Source organism: Vibrio palustris, from assembly GCF_024346995.1.
In the GTDB taxonomy this organism is placed as follows: Bacteria; Pseudomonadota; Gammaproteobacteria; order Enterobacterales; family Vibrionaceae; genus Vibrio; species Vibrio palustris.
The window spans coordinates 1,546,246-1,561,055 of sequence record NZ_AP024887.1 but is presented as its reverse complement, the minus strand read 5'-3'; the positions used below and the strand labels follow the sequence as shown (position 1 = coordinate 1,561,055).

At 44.5% G+C, this 14,810-nt stretch carries 16 protein-coding genes and 1 tRNA gene; 15 read left to right on the top strand and 2 right to left on the bottom strand.

What is annotated here, in order from left to right:
• The first annotated feature begins 20 nt into the window (after positions 1 to 20).
• The 13 genes from ruvB (at position 21) to nadA (ending at position 11,393) form a co-directional block, all read left to right on the top strand.
• The gene (ruvB, locus tag OCU30_RS07380; RefSeq protein WP_077312626.1) at positions 21 to 1,028 is read left to right on the top strand and encodes a Holliday junction branch migration DNA helicase RuvB; all 1,008 of its coding nucleotides are present in this window, start codon (positions 21 to 23) and stop codon (positions 1,026 to 1,028) included.
• A 460-nt stretch (positions 1,029 to 1,488) separates the two neighbouring features.
• On the top strand, positions 1,489 to 3,075 hold the full coding sequence (cydA, locus tag OCU30_RS07375; protein WP_077312628.1) for a cytochrome ubiquinol oxidase subunit I: 1,587 nt from the start codon (positions 1,489 to 1,491) through the stop codon (positions 3,073 to 3,075).
• A gap of 16 nt (positions 3,076 to 3,091) precedes the next feature.
• Positions 3,092 to 4,228, top strand: coding sequence for a cytochrome d ubiquinol oxidase subunit II (cydB, locus tag OCU30_RS07370; protein WP_077312630.1), 1,137 nt, complete (start codon positions 3,092 to 3,094; stop codon positions 4,226 to 4,228).
• Between the two features lie 11 nt (positions 4,229 to 4,239).
• Positions 4,240 to 4,347: a cytochrome bd-I oxidase subunit CydX gene (gene cydX / locus OCU30_RS07365; RefSeq protein ID WP_077312632.1), complete on the top strand. Its 108-nt coding sequence runs from the start codon at positions 4,240 to 4,242 to the stop codon at positions 4,345 to 4,347.
• Positions 4,340 to 4,645, top strand: coding sequence for a cyd operon protein YbgE (ybgE, locus tag OCU30_RS07360; RefSeq protein ID WP_261821295.1), 306 nt, complete (start codon positions 4,340 to 4,342; stop codon positions 4,643 to 4,645). Before cydX ends, ybgE begins: the two co-directional genes overlap by 8 nt.
• 184 nt (positions 4,646 to 4,829) lie before the next feature.
• Complete coding sequence (gene ybgC, locus OCU30_RS07355) at positions 4,830 to 5,237, top strand: tol-pal system-associated acyl-CoA thioesterase (protein ID WP_077312635.1); 408 nt, start codon at positions 4,830 to 4,832, stop codon at positions 5,235 to 5,237.
• Complete coding sequence (gene tolQ / locus OCU30_RS07350; protein ID WP_077312637.1) at positions 5,227 to 5,910, top strand: protein TolQ; 684 nt, start codon at positions 5,227 to 5,229, stop codon at positions 5,908 to 5,910. Before ybgC ends, tolQ begins: the two co-directional genes overlap by 11 nt.
• Positions 5,911 to 5,913: 3 nt before the next feature.
• On the top strand, positions 5,914 to 6,360 hold the full coding sequence (gene tolR, locus OCU30_RS07345) for a protein TolR (protein ID WP_077312639.1): 447 nt from the start codon (positions 5,914 to 5,916) through the stop codon (positions 6,358 to 6,360).
• Between the two features lie 15 nt (positions 6,361 to 6,375).
• Positions 6,376 to 7,443, top strand: coding sequence for a cell envelope integrity protein TolA (gene tolA / locus OCU30_RS07340; RefSeq protein WP_077312641.1), 1,068 nt, complete (start codon positions 6,376 to 6,378; stop codon positions 7,441 to 7,443).
• Between the two features lie 13 nt (positions 7,444 to 7,456).
• Entirely contained in the window at positions 7,457 to 8,809 is a 1,353-nt protein-coding gene (tolB, locus tag OCU30_RS07335) for a Tol-Pal system beta propeller repeat protein TolB (RefSeq protein WP_077312643.1), read from the top strand.
• 33 nt (positions 8,810 to 8,842) lie between these two features.
• Positions 8,843 to 9,394, top strand: coding sequence for a peptidoglycan-associated lipoprotein Pal (pal, locus tag OCU30_RS07330; protein WP_077312645.1), 552 nt, complete (start codon positions 8,843 to 8,845; stop codon positions 9,392 to 9,394).
• A gap of 13 nt (positions 9,395 to 9,407) precedes the next feature.
• Positions 9,408 to 10,202 carry a tol-pal system protein YbgF gene (ybgF, locus tag OCU30_RS07325; RefSeq protein ID WP_077312647.1) on the top strand — a complete coding sequence of 265 codons (795 nt, stop codon included), beginning with the start codon at positions 9,408 to 9,410 and terminating at the stop codon, positions 10,200 to 10,202.
• Positions 10,203 to 10,349: 147 nt separating this feature from the next.
• Positions 10,350 to 11,393, top strand: coding sequence for a quinolinate synthase NadA (nadA, locus tag OCU30_RS07320; protein WP_077312649.1), 1,044 nt, complete (start codon positions 10,350 to 10,352; stop codon positions 11,391 to 11,393).
• A 130-nt stretch (positions 11,394 to 11,523) separates the two neighbouring features.
• Here the strand turns inward: nadA and OCU30_RS07315 are convergent, their stop codons facing one another.
• Positions 11,524 to 12,093, bottom strand: coding sequence for a UPF0149 family protein (locus OCU30_RS07315; protein WP_077312651.1), 570 nt, complete (start codon positions 12,091 to 12,093; stop codon positions 11,524 to 11,526).
• Positions 12,094 to 12,415: 322 nt separating this feature from the next.
• On the opposite strand from OCU30_RS07315, the gene OCU30_RS07310 reads away from it, so the two are divergent.
• Positions 12,416 to 12,862: an L-alanine exporter AlaE gene (locus tag OCU30_RS07310; RefSeq protein ID WP_077312653.1), complete on the top strand. Its 447-nt coding sequence runs from the start codon at positions 12,416 to 12,418 to the stop codon at positions 12,860 to 12,862.
• A gap of 151 nt (positions 12,863 to 13,013) precedes the next feature.
• Positions 13,014 to 13,101, top strand: a tRNA-Ser gene (locus OCU30_RS07305).
• Between the two features lie 344 nt (positions 13,102 to 13,445).
• Here the strand turns inward: OCU30_RS07305 and fdhA are convergent.
• The gene (gene fdhA / locus OCU30_RS07300) at positions 13,446 to 14,645 is read right to left on the bottom strand and encodes a formaldehyde dehydrogenase, glutathione-independent (RefSeq protein WP_077312655.1); all 1,200 of its coding nucleotides are present in this window, start codon (positions 14,643 to 14,645) and stop codon (positions 13,446 to 13,448) included.
• Positions 14,646 to 14,810 lie beyond the last annotated feature (165 nt).

Below are 14,810 nucleotides of genomic sequence, written 5' to 3'. Positions count from 1 at the left end.
GATTCATTAGGAACCCATTCATGATTGAAGCCGATCGTCTTATTGCTGCCGACAACCCCACTTATAAAGAAGAAGAGCTCATCGACCGTGCCATTCGTCCGAAAAAGCTGACCGATTATCGTGGGCAAGATCATGTACGTGATCAGATGGAAATCTTCATTGAAGCGGCGCAAAAGCGTAGTGAAGCCCTCGACCACTTATTGATTTTTGGCCCTCCTGGTCTTGGTAAAACGACGTTGGCAAATATTGTCGCCAATGAAATGGATGTGAATATTCGTACTACTTCGGGCCCCGTTTTAGAGAAAGCCGGAGATTTAGCCGCGCTTTTAACGAACTTAGAAGAAAACGATGTGTTATTCATCGATGAGATTCACCGCCTAAGTCCGGTCGTAGAAGAAGTGTTATACCCCGCGATGGAAGACTACCAGTTGGATATTATGATTGGCGAGGGGCCTGCGGCACGTTCGATTAAAATTGATTTACCGCCGTTTACCTTGATTGGCGCAACAACACGAGCAGGATCATTAACCTCACCATTACGTGACCGTTTTGGTATTGTGCAGCGCCTTGAATATTATAAAGTGGCTGACTTGCAATTTATTGTCCAACGCAGTGCCGAATGCTTGGGTCTATCGATGGAGTCAGAAGGGGCATTAGAAGTCGCTCGCCGTGCACGTGGTACGCCACGTATTGCTAATCGCTTGTTACGCCGTGTACGTGATTACGCGGAAGTGAAGAGTAATGGACATATCAGCGCAGATATCGCAGATAAAGCCTTGAATATGTTAGATGTCGATCATCAAGGTTTTGATTATATGGACCGCAAACTCCTGCTGGCTATTATGGAAAAATTTGCAGGTGGACCGGTTGGATTAGATAACTTAGCAGCGGCAATCGGTGAAGAAAAAGATACCATTGAAGATGTGTTAGAGCCATTTTTGATCCAGCAAGGATATTTACAACGTACACCCCGTGGACGTATTGCTTCTGATCGCGCCTATTTACATTTCGGTATTGATAAAAAATAAATTAAGTCAGAAATCGTCATATCTGTTTATATTTGTAAGAACGTGATCGATCAAGATCACGTTTTTGAATATTTATTTGGTTCATAAAAGTGACGACTCGTTACCTAGTTGTTGCTCTTATGTAGCCACAAAACCTCTCCTATCTCTATATTTCACGCTTTAGTAACAACACGACCGCTAAACTATTGATCTGGATCATTTAGAAATGAGCTCATGTAGTTTTCAATGATACATATTGATTTTTATGACAGCGAGTCGCCTCTATAAACCTTTTGAAACATTCCGTGTTCCGCAGTATTATTAGCTCAAGCTATATTAGCTGGCGCTTAACAATTACCTAACCACACTGGTACATTGAAACAACAACAGTCACTTTTTGATAACAACTGATTAAGTTGTGTAACGAAAGCAATGTTTTAATGTATTTAACGTGTCTTTCAGCCGACACAAAGGAGTTACTATGATTGACGTAGTTGATCTGTCGCGGTTGCAATTTGCGATGACAGCGATGTATCACTTCTTATTCGTACCTTTGACTCTGGGCATGACATTTTTGCTTGCCATCATGGAGTCTCTATACGTAATGACCGATAAACAAGTCTACAAGGACATGACAAAGTTCTGGGGCAAATTGTTCGGTATTAACTTTGCACTGGGTGTTTCCACGGGATTAACCATGGAATTCCAGTTCGGGACTAACTGGTCTTATTATTCACATTACGTGGGTGATATTTTTGGTGCACCACTTGCTATAGAAGCCTTGGTTGCCTTTTTCTTAGAATCTACTTTTGTCGGGCTTTTCTTTTTCGGTTGGGACCGTTTATCAAAACGTCAGCACTTAGCAACGACATGGTTAGTCGCGATTGGCTCAAACTTCTCAGCATTATGGATTTTGATCGCGAACGGCTGGATGCAAAACCCCGTTGGTTCAACATTCAATTACGAAAGTATGCGAATGGAAATGGTGAGCTTTGCCGAAATCATCTTTAACCCAGTAGCACAGGTGAAATTTGTGCACACCGTTGCCGCGGGTTATACCACTGGCGCTATGTTTATCCTCGGTGTGAGCTCATACTATCTCTTGAAAGGGCGTGATCTACCGTTTGCACGTCGCTCGTTTGCGGTTGCAGCCTCCTTTGGTATCGCAGCTGTATTATCGGTGATTGTATTAGGTGATGAATCAGGTTACGAGTTAGGTGATGTACAGAAAACCAAGCTAGCGGCGATTGAAGGTGAGTGGGAAACTCAGCCAGCGCCAGCGGCATGGACGTTAGTCGGTTTCCCGGATCAAGATAAGCAAGAAACGAACTTTGCGCTTCAGGTACCTTGGGCACTTGGTATTATTGCAACACGCTCTTTGGATACAGAAGTGCCGGGGTTACGTGACTTACGTAAAGAGCATATTGAACGTATTCGTAACGGTATGTATGCCTACTCATTACTAGAGAAACTTCGTAATGGCACGCAAACACCACAAGAAAAAGCCGAGTTTGAAAAAGCGAAAGTTGACTTAGGTTATGGCTTATTGCTTAAGCGCTATACCGACAACGTAAGTGATGCGACCGAACAGCAAATTCAATCAGCCGCTGATGACTCTATTCCCAAAGTATGGCCATTATTCTGGTCGTTCCGCATCATGGTTGGCTGTGGTGTATTGATGTTAATTATCTTTGGTGCGGCGTTTATTCAAACGTGCCGTAACAAGATCCAACAACATCCTATTTTATTGAAAGCCGCGTTATTTGGTATTCCGCTACCATGGATTGCCGTAGAAACCGGTTGGTTTGTCGCCGAGTACGGTCGTCAGCCATGGGCTGTTGGTGAAATTCTGCCCACGAATGTGGCTGCCTCAGCGCTAAGCTCTGGTCAATTGATTACGACGTTGGTAGGTATTCTCGCGCTTTATACAATCTTCTTGGTTGTTGAAATATTCTTGATGGTTAAATTTTCTCGCTCAGGTCCAAGTAGCTTGAAAACTGGCCGTTATCACTTTGAGCAAGACGGTAACTCTGTTGAAGACAAAGTTAATCGCCAAGTAGATGCTTAAGTAAGGAGAGACAATAATGTTGGATTACGAAGCCCTACGATTTATTTGGTGGGTATTGATTGGAGTGTTGTTTGTTGGTTTCGCTGTCGCTGACGGTTTCGATATGGGTGTCGGGGCATTAGTGCCCCTCATCGGAAAAACCAATACTGAACGCCGAATGATGATTAACACCATTGCCCCACACTGGGATGGTAACCAGGTTTGGTTAATCACAGCAGGGGGCGCGCTATTTGCCGCTTGGCCTATGGTCTATGCAGCGTCATTCTCAGGTTTTTATCTGGCTATGACGTTAACGCTCGCTGCATTGTGGTTACGTCCACTGTGTCTTGAGTACCGCGCAAAAATCGATGATGTAAAATGGCGTAAAGCCTTAGATGTGGGGATCTCAATCAGTGGTTTTGTGCCTCCTCTTATTATCGGTGTTGCATTTGGTAACTTGCTCCAAGGTGTTCCACTCGATATAAATAACCTACTTATGGTGACTTACGACGGTTCATTTTTTGGTCTACTTAACCCATTTGGTATTTTGTGTGGTTTAGTCAGTGTGTTGATGTTCTTGAACCAAGGTTCAACATGGTTGCAAATGAAAGCGTCTGATGAAGTCCGTACTCGCGCAACCTCGTTGACTCAAATCACGGGTGTATTGAGCGCAGCTCTATTTGTTACAGCTGGTTTTTGGGTGAGTAATCTCGATGGTTTCGTCGTCAATAGTGTTATTGATGGTAATGCGGCATCTAACCCACTAAATAAAGAAGTGATCACGCAAGCGGGTGCTTGGATGAATAACTTCCACGAGTATCCACTCATGTGGGCAGCTCCTATCTTAGGTGTGGTGATGCCAATATTGGCCGCTGTTTTCTCTCGCGTTGGTAAGCCTGCGTTTGCGTTTATTACGGCCAGTTTAGGAACGGCGGGGACTATCTTTACGGCAGGATTTGCGATGTTCCCATTTGTGATGCCTTCAAGCATTAATCCGAATGTGAGTTTGACCATTTGGGATGCAACATCAAGTGAAATGACACTGAAACTGATGACCGGCGTTGCCGCTGTTTTTGTGCCTATTATTTTGCTGTACACCGCGTTTTGTTATTACAAAATGTACGGTCGTATTAGTAAGTCCGATGTTGAAGACAACCAGAAATCAATGTACTAAGGAGCATAACGATGTGGTATTTTGCTTGGATTTTAGGGGTGTTGTTAGCCTGCGCATTCGGTATCATTAATGCACTTTGGTTAGAACATCGTGAAATGATGGACGAAGACAGTGAATAGTCATTGTTCTGAACGTGTCGCCAAATGGCATGCCCCAATGGATAACTGGCCACTGCGTTTGTTATCCATTGTACTGGGATTCACCCATATCGGTTTAGTGATGTGGGATCCAGTGAACTACGCTGATCATATTGATGGTTTTAATGTAGTGAAAGGGATGTTACTGATTTGGGCAGTATGCTCGAGTATGATTTATGGCATCGGTTTTAAGCCGCGCCATTGGTTTTGGCAGGTAACTTTCAGTCCTTATTTTTCAATAACGATTTTGATTGTATTGACCATCGTCAGGTTCGCGTAATGAATAAGTCATTGTAGCGTAATCCTTTGACGAGGAATTGAGCACAATAGCGTTGTCTTTTTGAGACAACGCTATTTTTTTATCAGAACCCTGTGAAAAGTCCCGTTAAGCCTTGTACTCCGGTCATATTCTTGCGTTATAGTAAACAGTCAGTTGTATGAGGCAAGATTAGGATCTCGACATTATGAACATATTTGAATGGCCGGTACGTATCTATTATGAAGATACCGATGCAGGTGGTGTGGTATACCATGCGAATTATTTACGTTTTTTCGAGCGTGCACGTACCGAAATGTTGCGTAACGCAGGTTTGAATCAGCAGTCTTTTTTGGAACAAGGCGCAGGCTTTGTTGTCCGACACATGGATATTGATTTTATAAAAGGGGCACGACTCGATGACCTTCTTACGGTAAAGAGTTGGGTGACGAACGTTAAAAAAGCGTCAATGGTTTTCTGTCAAGAGCTAGTCAATCCTGACGGTGATGTATTGTGTAAAACAATTGTTAAGGTAGCATACATCGATAATACAAACATGAAGCCGATCGCTATGCCGACCACTTTAACCACGGAGCTGACCTCAAGTGAATGCTGATATTTCTATTCTAGACCTGTTTTTAGAGGCAAGCTTGCTTGTCAAAATCGTAATGCTACTGCTGCTGAGTATGTCTGTCTGTTCTTGGGCGATGATCCTACAGCGCAGCAAAAGACTAAAAGCCGCATTACGCGAAGCCGATGAGTTCGAAGATAAATTTTGGTCAGGCAACGATTTGTCTCGCCTTTATCAAGAGAGTAAAACCCGTAAAGATTCATTAACGGGAACCGAAGAAATCTTTTATAGCGGCTTTACCGAGTTTGGTCGCTTACACAAATCCAATGCAGCGTCTCCTGATTTTATTATGGAAGGCACCAGCCGAGCGATGCGAGTTGCGGTCGGTCGTGAAGTTGAAGAGCTAGAAACCAGTTTACCGTTCTTAGCGACGGTAGGTTCTATCAGTCCATACATCGGCTTATTTGGTACGGTATGGGGGATCATGCATTCGTTTATCGCACTTGGCCAAGTGAAGCAAGCAACGTTGGCGATGGTCGCACCGGGTATTGCAGAAGCGTTGATCGCGACAGCCATGGGCCTATTTGCTGCGATTCCTGCTGTGATTGCTTATAACCGTTTGACTGATAAAGTCAGTAAGCTTGAACATTCATATGCAAACTTCTCTGAAGAGTTTCATAGCATCTTGCATCGCCAAGCGATGGCAGGAAAGGAATAATTTATGGCAAGTTATCAACCGAAAAAACGGAAGATGACAGCGGAAATCAACGTCGTGCCATACATTGATGTGATGTTGGTTTTGCTGATTATCTTTATGGTGACATCGCCTTTTGTGACCCAAGGCGTGGATGTGGACCTACCTCAGACCACCACAGCTAAACCGGCTTCGGAATTGGCTGGTGATAGCTCAAGCTTCATTATTGTTGAGATTGATAAACAAGGTGACTTAGGCATCAGTGTCGATAATAAAGAAATGGAACGCGGAGTGTCATTACAAGATATCGTCGTGCGTATCAAGGCTGAGCGACAAGTCAACCCGAACACTCAGGTAGCGGTTGGTGGCGATAAAGCTACATCCTATTCTAATATAGTGATGGTTTTGGATCAGTTAAGTAAAGCGGGCATTCCGAAGGTCGGATTGTTAACGGATATTAAAGATGATGAATAGGCTTGGTTAGCATTCATGAGATCAAAAAATCAAAATAAGCCTCAGTTAACGACGCCAGTTATCGTCTCGATAGCATTACATGCTGTCTTGGTGGGCGCATTAATCTGGAGTGCGGATTTTAATCTGGAAAAGCCGAAGCCAAAATCTTCCGGAAAGATGGTAGAAGCGGTGGTGATTGATCCCAATCAGATCCATCAACAAGCAGAAAAAATCCGCCAACAGCGTAATGAGGCTGCACAAAAAGAGCAGGCACGTAAAGATCGACTCGCTAAAATGCGTCGTGAAGCAGAGCAGTTAGCGAAAAAGCGTAAAGCAGAAGAAGAACGCATTCGCAAACTCAAAGAGCAACAAGCACAAGAAGCCAAACAAGCTCGTGAGGCAGAAAAGGCTCGTAAACAGCGCGAGGCTCAAGAGCAAAAAGCGGCAGAAGAAAAAGCTCGCCAAGAGAAGGCTCGTAAAGCAAAAGCTCAAGCTGAAGCAAAACGCAAAGCTAAGGCTGCTGCAGCGGCTAAAGCGGCGAAAGAGAAAGCCGCCAAAGAGAAAGCGGCCAAAGAAGCTAAAGCTCGTGCTGAGCGAGAAAAAGCGAAACGTGCCGCGGCTGAAAAAGCTAAGCAAGCACGTATCGCAAAACAAAAAGCCGCACAAGAGAAAGCCGCGAAGGAAGCGGCAGAAAAAGCACGCTTGAAAAAAATTCAGGAAGAAAAAGCCAAGAAGAAAGAGCAAGAGCAGCTCAAAGACATTTTTAACGGATTACAAAATGAGTCGTCTGAAAATAGTGCTGCTCAAGCAAAGCACGTCGCCAGTGAATCTCAGCGATGGGGAGCCATTTACCAACAACTTATCCAAAAAAATCTGTTGCTTGACGACAATTTTAAAGGAAAAGAATGTAAAGTGAACCTGCGTTTGATTCCAACGGGTACTGGCGCAATATTGAAAAGTATCACAGTAGAAGGAGGGGACTCGCGTCTCTGCCGAGCCACACGTGCGGCCGTTGCGAAAGTCGATAATTTCCCTCTTCCGAAAAACGACCCGGCTGTTGTGGAAAAACTCAAAGATATCAACTTGACCGTTGCACCAGAGTAAAAAGGAAATGCTTGTGTTAAAGCGATTATTTTTAGGAAGTGTATTGATACTGCTCAGCAGTATCCAAATGGCCAATGCGGCGTTAGATCTCGTTATTACTGATGGGATCAGTGCAGCCCGGCCAATCGCAATTGTGCCTTTTAAATGGGAAGGCAAAACGCGCCCCCCAGAAGATTTGGCCTCGATTGTGTCATCGGACTTAACCCGAAGTGGTAAGTTCAGTCCAGTACCGGTTAGTAAAATGCCACAAACCCCTTATGATACGAATGACATCGATTATAAGGCGTGGACAAAAATGGGCGTTGATTCACTACTTACAGGCACAGTATCGCAAGATGCCAACGGTAAGTATGTAATTCGTTATCAGCTCGTTGACGTCGTTAGAGGGCAGCTCACTCAAGGAACCAACAAATCGCTAAGTGATGACGGGCAATTGGTAGTTTCTAACGACCAAGTGTTGTTCAAAAAAGTGGCACGCGTATCTGAGAAAAAATTGCGCATGTATGGGCACCGTATTTCTGACTTAGTGTATGAACAGCTAACGGGCGAAAAAGGCGCATTTTTAACGCACATCGCTTATGTGGTCGTTAAACACAAAGATAAATATCCGTACCAGTTACGCATTTCTGATTACGACGGTCATAATGAACGTATTGTGTTGCGATCTAAGCAGCCGATCATGTCACCTTCTTGGTCACCGGATGGCAAAGAATTGGCATATGTGAGCTTCCAAAACGGACATGCTGAAATTTATATACAAAATATTTATACCGCTAAGCGTGAAAAAGTGTCGGCTTATCCGAGACATAACGGCGCTCCAGAGTTTTCGCCAGATGGTAAGAAACTCGCGGTTGTGTTGTCGAAAAGTGGCTCGTTCCATGTTTACATTTTGGATTTAGCTAGCAAGAAGTTGACACAAGTAACCCATGGACGCGCTAATAATACAGAACCGTTTTGGGACCCGGATGGGAAGTCCCTCATATTTACGTCGGATCGGGGTGGTAAACCACAGATTTATCGAGTAAATTTAAACGATGGTTCGACGAAGCGCCTTACGTGGCAGGGCAGTCAGAACTTGGGTGGACAGCTCACTCCAGATGGACGTTATCTCATCATGGTGAACCGTAGTAACTCTGGCTTTAATTTGGCTAAGCAAGATTTGGAAACAGGCTCTGTCCAAATTTTAACGAAGACTTTGCTAGATGAGTCTCCAAGTATTTCACCAAATGGTGCTATGGTTATCTACAGCTCTATTTATAATGGGAAAAACGTATTATCCATGGTATCAATAGATGGGCGCTTTAAAGCACGCTTACCGGCAACGAACGGACGTGTAAGAGCACCAGCATGGTCACCATTTTTATAAGCACACACTTTTCAATAAGTAAGGAAAATGAAGATGCAATTAAATAAAGTTCTTAAAGGACTGCTTATCGCACTACCTGTAATGGCAATGTCAGCATGTAGTTCAAGCGATGATGCGACGGATGCGTCTGGTTCACAAACTAACCAGCAGCAAACGAGCCAAAGCAGCAAATCAGCAGACACTGAAGATACAATGGCAACTCCAATGGAGAGCAGTGAATCTCAAATGTCTGAAGAAGAAGCTAAGAATCAAGCACTTCGTGAAAAGCAAACCGTATACTTCGCGTTTGATAACTCTACAATTTCAAGCGATTACGAAGACATGTTAGAAGCGCACGCCTCATACTTGAGCGAGCACCCAAACATGAGCGTAAAAATCGAAGGGTACACAGATGAACGTGGTACACCAGAGTACAACATCGCTCTAGGCGAACGTCGTGCTAAAGCAGTTGAAAAATACCTAGAAGCATTGGGTGTTGAAGCAAGCCAAATCTCTATCGTAAGCTACGGTGAAGAGAAACCATTGGTTCTTGGTCAATCTCAAGCTGCATACGCGAAAAACCGCCGCGCAGTTCTAGTATACTAAGTAGGAATACTTTATGTTCAGTAACTTAAAGCAAGTTGTTATGCTTACGTTACTGGCAAGTGCAGCGAGCAGTACGCTCGCTGCACCGGCTCCAGTATCAGATATCGACTATTCATCAAATCAAAATAATGGCCAAGCCAGTGCTTCCCAAGCGAACGGTAGCCAAGATTCCGAGATTCAGCGACTTGAAAGGCTAGTAAAAAGCCGCAGCCGCATGCAATTGAAAATGCAGCAGCAGATGGATGAAATGTCTCAAGAAATTCGCAGTTTACGCGGTAAACTTGAGAAAAATTCGTACAATATGCAGCAAATGACAAAACGCCAGCGTGAGTTGTTTGTTGAGCTTGATGACCTGCGCAGTCATTTGAAAAAAAACACTGCAACAGGCACAGCTCAGCAAGACGCCAGTAGCGATGACGATCAAGGCACGTTTTCAAGTAATAAAGATGAACGTAGCGCATATCAAGACGCCGTTGATCTAATTTTGAAAAAACATGATTACGATGGGGCGATTCAAGCCTTTGAGAAGTTTCAAAAAGAGTTCCCAGATTCGGTATATACTCCCAATAGCCATTACTGGCTAGGCCAATTGTTCTTCGCCAAAAAAGACGATGTTAAAGCGGCGAAAAACTTCGCTAAAGTCGCAACGTTTAAGAAATCGAATAAACGTGCTGACGCACTCGTCAAATTAGGGGATATTGCGAGCCGCAATAATCAAGCAGACCAAGCGAAAAAATATTATCAGCAAGTGGTTGATGACTATCCTGATAGTTCTTCCGCTGAAGTGGCGAAACCCCACTTGAAGTAAGCGCCCAAGGTAATAAAAAGAGTCACGTCAATCGTGGCTCTTTGTGATTTTATCAAGCGTAATTCACCGTTGGGCACTGTCACTTTTGATTATTATAAACCATTCAGTGTAGAATATTCGGATTATCATCTAGCCTAGATTCGAGCCATGAGCCATATACTGGATAAACTTGACACGATTTACCCGTTCCCACCTAAACCAGCTCCGTTAACGGATGACGATAAGCATGCTTATGTGAGTCGTATTAAACGTCTACTTGAAGAAAAACAAGCGGTGCTCATTGCCCACTACTATACCGATCCAGAAATCCAAGCATTAGCGGAAGAAACCGGCGGCTTTGTCGGGGATTCGCTCGAAATGGCTAAATTTGGTAACCGACATGAAGCGACAACGTTAATTATTGCAGGCGTCCGTTTTATGGGCGAATCAGCCAAAATTCTCAATCCAGAAAAGCGCATTTTGATGCCAACTCTGGAAGCCGAATGCTCGCTTGATTTAGGTTGCCCTGCGGATAAATTCACTGAGTTTTGCGATGCTCACCCTGAGCATACTGTCGTAGTGTACGCGAATACTTCCGCCGCAGTGAAAGCACGTGCTGATTGGGTAGTGACATCCAGTATTGCATTAGAGATTGTCGAGCACTTGGATAGTCACGATCACAAAATCATTTGGGGGCCAGATCGTCATTTAGGCTCATACATTGCCAACCAAACGGGCGCAGATATGCTGCTTTGGAATGGGGAATGTGTGGTTCATGATGAATTCTCAGCAGATGCACTGCGCAAAATGAAAGCAGTTTACCCTGATGCGGCGATTCTTGTTCATCCTGAGTCTCCGGCGAGTGTGGTAGCGCTCGCTGATGCGGTAGGCTCTACGAGCCAATTGATCAAAGCTGCGAAATCGTTACCTCAGCAGCAAATGATTGTGGCGACCGATAAAGGTATTTTCTATAAGATGCAGCAGCTTGTTCCTGAAAAGACCTTGATTGAAGCCCCAACAGCCGGAGTGGGGGCAACGTGCCGTAGCTGTGCGCATTGCCCGTGGATGGCGATGAATGGCCTACAGGCGATTGAGCAGGCGTTAGTGGAAGGCGGTAAGCAACATGAAATCTTTGTCGATGAATCGGTACGGGTAAAATCACTGATTCCTCTTAACCGAATGCTTGATTTTGCCGAGCAACTGAATGGTTAACGATATAGCCGAAAAACACTAATAATAAACATCATTAGTGGTTAGTAAGCCATTAAAAAGCCAGCATTATGCTGGCTTTTGTTGTATTAAGATGTTTGTTTCTAAGCCTAAGTTATGAGCCTTGCGGATCTTATGCTTGCTCTGCTAGGGCGACGCCGCGCATCGTTAGTCCACACAGCATGGTTGGAATGGCGTTAAAAATCTCTTCAAATTGCTCTAAGCCTTCAATGCCTTGGTCATTTAAGGTGGCGATAGACGTTTCTGGGTCGTACAACATGCTTAATGACAGTAATACCCCTCCCAATAATGAGCTATCTTCACTCTCTTCCGGCATGATGGTTTCCCAATCATCTTGAATTAACTGCCAACCTTGTAAAAGCCCTTCGCAGAAATCGCGCACGTTGCTATTCACAATTTCTTGATCGTCTAACGCATAACCATCAGGCCATACCCAAGTGTTGCTCAGCAGCGCAGGGCGAAAGTGATTCCACATTGCAATGATTTGCTCTAAATAGTTTTCTAGTTGTTCGCCATCACTAAATGGGGCAACTTCATCGCCACCCCATAGGTATGGAACCCAGGCTTCAGGGGCGAGAACGTTAGGTGAACAGGCCATTGCGGTGACAAAGCCAGTCGTTTTAGGCTCATTGAGTAATTTTTGGTTTAACTCTGGTTGAGCAAGAATTTCTTGAAGCGTCAAAATGCTTTCCCGTTGTTGATCATGGTTAATTATTCTCTGCCTAGTGTACCTATAAAACCCGACGATGTGCGAGAGTTATACGCCAACTTTTGCAGTTTATCTTGCCGAGGTCAGGATCGTCTGATTTTTCTTTTAGTGAGTAGTGCTAGTTTTTGTCCAATATGTGGTGAATTATTAATAAACTGAGTTAAAATACAGAATCAAAAACCAGTAATTATCTGTTTTAATAGCGCCTTCAACTGCCTAATAACTTAAAACCCAGTGCATAACACTATGTACTGGGTTTTATTGTAGTTTTTTGTACTTATGTGGAGACGAGTAAGTGAAACCAAGCGCCCCCGACAGACTGCGTAATGCTGCCGCTGATACCTTTGCCATGGTAGTATTTTGTTTTATCACTGGAATGTGCATCGAAATCTTTATTTCAGGGATGACGTTTGAGCAGTCTTTGGCCTCACGTACACTGTCTATCCCCGTCAACATTGCCATAGCATTCCCTTATGGGTGGTTTCGCGATCGCGTGTTAGCCATGAGTAAGCGATTATCACCGTCTCGCTCGATGCGCAACGTTGCTGATTTGGTCGCCTATGTATTATTTCAATCACCAGTGTACGCGGGTATTCTGTTAGTGGTGGGGGCGTCTTGGGAGCAAACTATGGCTGCGGTGGCGAGTAACGCGCTAGTCTCATGTGCTATGGGCGTTTTTTACGGCTATTTTCTGGACTTTTGTCGTCGCTGTTTTCGTGTGCCAGGATACTATCAAGCGTAAAAAATGGAGTAAAAAACCGCAGATTAGCCACTTTGTGAGCAAATGCATCTGCAATCATGGTTTTTTATCAGTTTATGCTTGACCAAAGTGAAGATAATCATTAAATTACGCCTCGTTAACGCAAACAAGCTTTTGTTGTTAACCACAATACGGTGAGTTGTCCGAGTGGCTGAAGGAGCACGCCTGGAAAGTGTGTATACGGCAACGTATCGAGAGTTCGAATCTCTCACTCACCGCCACATTAAAAAAGACGCCTCTAAGGCGTCTTTTTGCATTTCTAGGACATGTAAAGTGAGTTTTTGGAGTTACTTTACTGATAAATATCGCTCGTCGTAATGTAGCCCAGTCTGTACGATGAAATGTTAGTGGCTTATCGCTTATCCATCCGCCGATGAAATCGCTTCTATCGCGCTCTGATGACGAATGAAGCCTCTGTGAGATAATTGGGTGATGATAACCTCCTAAAGTAAGTTGTCACCTTTGCCACACCCCAGTGAATCGTTAGTTTTTATGATGCTATCAATGAAAAAAGCCGCAGAGTCTGCGGCTTGAGTATGTCAATGGCTACGACGAGTAGAGCGGTTTAGCTAAACTCACCATGTGGGTCGATAACAAATTTCTTCGCGGCGCCGCCGTCGAAATCAGCGTAGCCTTGCGGTGCCTGGTCAAGCGAAATCATTTGCACGTTAACCGCATCGGCAATCTTCACTTTATCAAACAAAATCGATTGCATGAGGCCACGGTGATATTTCATCACTGGGCATTGGCCGGTGTGGAACGAATGAGATTTCGCCCAGCCAAGACCAAAGCGCATGCTCAGCGCACCTTGTTTTGAGGCTTCATCTTGTGCGCCAGGATCTTCTGTTACGTACAGACCTGGAATACCGATAGAGCCACCAGCACGTGTTACTTGCATTGCTGAGTTGAGTACCGCGGCTGGTGCTTCTTCGTGGCTTTGGCCACAGCCACAGCCGTGTGCTTCAAAGCCCACACAGTCAACAAAACAATCCACTTCACGTTCTTTAGTGATCGCTTCTATTTTATCTTCCATGCTGCCATCTTCGCGTAAATCAATGGTTTCACAGCCAAAGCTACGTGCTTGTTCTAAGCGATCTGGGATCATATCCCCAACAATCACACACGCGGCGCCCAGAAGCTGTGCAGACACGGCTGCCGCTAAACCGACAGGGCCGGCGCCTGCAACGTAAACTGTTGAACCTGGACCTACGCCTGCGGTAACACAACCATGGAATCCGGTTGGGAAAATATCTGATAATAGGGTAAGGTCTTTGATTTTTTCTTTTGCTTGGTCCGGATCTGGGAATTTAAGCAGGTTAAAGTCAGCATACGGCACCATTACATATTCAGATTGGCCGCCAACCCAGCCACCCATGTCGACATAGCCATAAGCGGCGCCAGGGCGAGATGGGTTAACGTTCAAACAAATGCCGGTAAGGCCTGTTTTACAGTTACGACAACGGCCACAAGCAATATTAAATGGAACAGAAACAATGTCACCGACATCCACAAATTCAACATCACGGCCTTTTTCGAGAATGATCCCCGTAATTTCATGGCCAAGTACTAAGCCTTCCTCGGCTGTCGTTCGTCCACGCACCATGTGCTGATCGCTACCACAAATATTGGTGGTCAACACCTTTAAGATAACGCCGTGTTCGCATTTGCGCTTACCCATAGCAAGTTCTGGGTAAGCGATGGACTCAACTGCCACTTTTCCTGCGCCTTTATAGACGACGCCGCGGTTAGATTGTTCGTTGGACATAGGGTATTTCCTTATTGAGGCTGTTTATCGTTGTAGAGGTTCTAGTACCAAGTGACAGTTTATTTACTCCGCTACTGACTAAGTGACCGTTGATTGAACGATGTTAACGCGTTGTAACTTGTCTGCTTGGTTATTGTTATCATAAGCACTTCTTGAACATACCGC

Excerpts from the sequence above, each read along its gene's own strand:
- pal (WP_077312645.1), top strand. The coding sequence starts at position 8,843 with ATGCAATTAAATAAAGTTCTTAAAGGACTGCTTATCGCACTACCTGTA.
- cydA (WP_077312628.1), top strand. The coding sequence starts at position 1,489 with ATGATTGACGTAGTTGATCTGTCGCGGTTGCAATTTGCGATGACAGCG.
- tolA (WP_077312641.1), top strand. The coding sequence starts at position 6,376 with ATGAGATCAAAAAATCAAAATAAGCCTCAGTTAACGACGCCAGTTATC.
- cydB (WP_077312630.1), top strand. The coding sequence starts at position 3,092 with ATGTTGGATTACGAAGCCCTACGATTTATTTGGTGGGTATTGATTGGA.
- nadA (WP_077312649.1), top strand. The coding sequence starts at position 10,350 with ATGAGCCATATACTGGATAAACTTGACACGATTTACCCGTTCCCACCT.
- ybgC (WP_077312635.1), top strand. The coding sequence starts at position 4,830 with ATGAACATATTTGAATGGCCGGTACGTATCTATTATGAAGATACCGAT.
- ybgF (WP_077312647.1), top strand. The coding sequence starts at position 9,408 with ATGTTCAGTAACTTAAAGCAAGTTGTTATGCTTACGTTACTGGCAAGT.
- ruvB (WP_077312626.1), top strand. The coding sequence starts at position 21 with ATGATTGAAGCCGATCGTCTTATTGCTGCCGACAACCCCACTTATAAA.
- tolR (WP_077312639.1), top strand. The coding sequence starts at position 5,914 with ATGGCAAGTTATCAACCGAAAAAACGGAAGATGACAGCGGAAATCAAC.
- fdhA (WP_077312655.1), bottom strand. The coding sequence starts at position 14,645 with ATGTCCAACGAACAATCTAACCGCGGCGTCGTCTATAAAGGCGCAGGA.
- cydX (WP_077312632.1), top strand. The coding sequence starts at position 4,240 with ATGTGGTATTTTGCTTGGATTTTAGGGGTGTTGTTAGCCTGCGCATTC.